The organism is Escherichia sp. WS2035, assembly GCF_046487065.1.
GTDB lineage: Bacteria > Pseudomonadota > Gammaproteobacteria > Enterobacterales > Enterobacteriaceae > Escherichia > Escherichia coli.
This window is the reverse complement of the sequence record NZ_JBJQKD010000043.1, coordinates 1-1,926: the sequence shown is the minus strand read 5'-3', so window position 1 is coordinate 1,926 and position 1,926 is coordinate 1. Positions and strand designations below refer to the sequence as shown.

Below are 1,926 nucleotides of genomic sequence, written 5' to 3'. Positions count from 1 at the left end.
GGTTGTCTTTTATCTGTTTTACAGATAATTTCTGATTTTTATTATCCTGTTCTCTTCATAATAATGTTGTCGATATACTCCGATGAATATCAGAAAACTGTTTTGTCCGGGCAACACCCCCCGGATTTTATTGTTTTTATTCTTTTTTGTTGTTTCTGCAATAACCACAATTGCATGCGGATACACTGAGAAGAATGCAACAGGAAATGTGCTGCTTCTGTTTCTCCTTCTGCTCCTTGCACACAGAAATACCCTCACATCCATTACAGCGCTGTTATTTCTGTTCTGTTGTGCACTGTATGCGTCTGCCGGTATGACGTACGGTAAAATCAACAACAGTTTTATTGTCGCGTTGTTGCAGACCACAACTGATGAGGCAGCGGAGTTTACCGGGATGATTCCTGTTTATCATTTTCTGGTCAGTGCCGCGATTCTGGTATTCATGGTGATTTTCTGGCGAACACACCACCGCGGTCACCGTAACTGGCTGGCACTGCTGCTGTTCGTATTATGCTCAGTAAACAGCTGGCCGTTGCGGATGGTTAAAGGAATTGTTGTGGGGACAACTGACACATTGCGTGAAATGCAGCGTTATAAACAACTGAATCAGCACGGGGCTGACAACTGGAAAATCCTGCCGGGTGTACCGTTGTATGACACGATTGTTATCGTCACTGGTGAGAGTGTGCGCAGGGATTATATGTCGGTATATGGCTATCCTGTGCCAACCACACCGTGGCTGAATACGGCTCCCGGTTTATTTATTGACGGTTATACATCGGCAGCAGCCAGTACTGTGCCTTCCCTGAGCCGGACACTGATTTATGACTATGAGCAGAACCCTGATTCCGGCAACAACGTGGTGGCGCTGGCAGCAAAAGCAGGATACAGCACATGGTGGATATCCAATCAGGGAAAACTGGGGGAGCATGATACACGCATCTCTGTTATTGCTTCTGATGCGGAGCATACCGTTTTCCTCAAGAAAGGCAGCTTTGCTTCCCGTAAAACGGATGACATGTTGTTGTTACAGGAAACAGAACGTGCACTGGCGGATAAATCCTCTCCGAAGGTGATTTTCCTGCACATGATGGGGTCTCATCCAAACCCGTGTGACCGGCTTCACTCCTGGCCGAATCATTACCTGGAGCAGTATCCCCGAAAGGTTGCCTGTTACCTCGCCAGCATCAGTAAACTGGATAACTTTCTCGGTCAGCTTGATGGTATCCTTCGCCGGCATTCCCGTCATTTTGCCATGCTTTACTTTTCTGACCATGGTCTGTCGGTCAGCGACAGTGCTAATCCTGTTCATCATGATGGTCATGTGCAGGGAGGCTACAGCGTTCCCCTGATTATTACCGCCAGTGACATCACGTCTCATCAGTCCGTCAGCAGAAAAATCAGTGCCCGTCATTTCGCAGGTATTTTTCAGTGGCTGACCGGCATTCGTACTGAAAATATACCGCCATTCAATCCGCTGACAGACGAAGATAATGAACCCGTTATGGTTTTTAACGGAGAGAGGAATGTACCGGCAGACAGTCTGAAACCGCAGCCTCTGATTCTTCCGGTCAAGGGAAAATAAGCGTAATGTTCATCACCAGATTATGTACGATGAGTTTTCCACTGTTTATAGCAATTATCTTGCTAATAACCAGACAGGAGTAACCAGACCAACCGAAAACACCGGGGAGGTGATTACCCGCTGGCAGAGGAAATCCGGTTTTTTTTGATGTCAGCCATAACGTGTTTGACAATAAAACATTATGAAAGGGTGTTAATGAGTCCATGGGATAATTCATAAAAATAATTTATTGTGTTATCCTTTTCAAAAGAAATATTCAGAAGATAACCCCTGGCTGACAACCAGGGGAAGGGGACATTAACAGTGTTATTATTGGTGGATAAATTATTACTTGTGTGCAG

2 protein-coding genes are annotated in these 1,926 nt (G+C 45.6%); one reads left to right on the top strand and one right to left on the bottom strand.

Annotation, left to right across the window (positions count from 1 at the left end):
* Positions 1-82 precede the first annotated feature (82 nt).
* Complete coding sequence (locus tag ACJHX4_RS26650) at positions 83-1,585, top strand: phosphoethanolamine transferase (RefSeq protein WP_001531932.1); 1,503 nt, start codon at positions 83-85, stop codon at positions 1,583-1,585.
* On the opposite strand, the gene ACJHX4_RS26645 is transcribed toward ACJHX4_RS26650, so the two are convergent.
* Positions 1,572-1,802: a hypothetical protein gene (locus tag ACJHX4_RS26645; RefSeq protein WP_001335175.1), complete on the bottom strand. Its 231-nt coding sequence runs from the start codon at positions 1,800-1,802 to the stop codon at positions 1,572-1,574. The genes ACJHX4_RS26650 and ACJHX4_RS26645 overlap by 14 nt on opposite strands.
* Between the last annotated feature and the right edge of the window lie 124 nt (positions 1,803-1,926).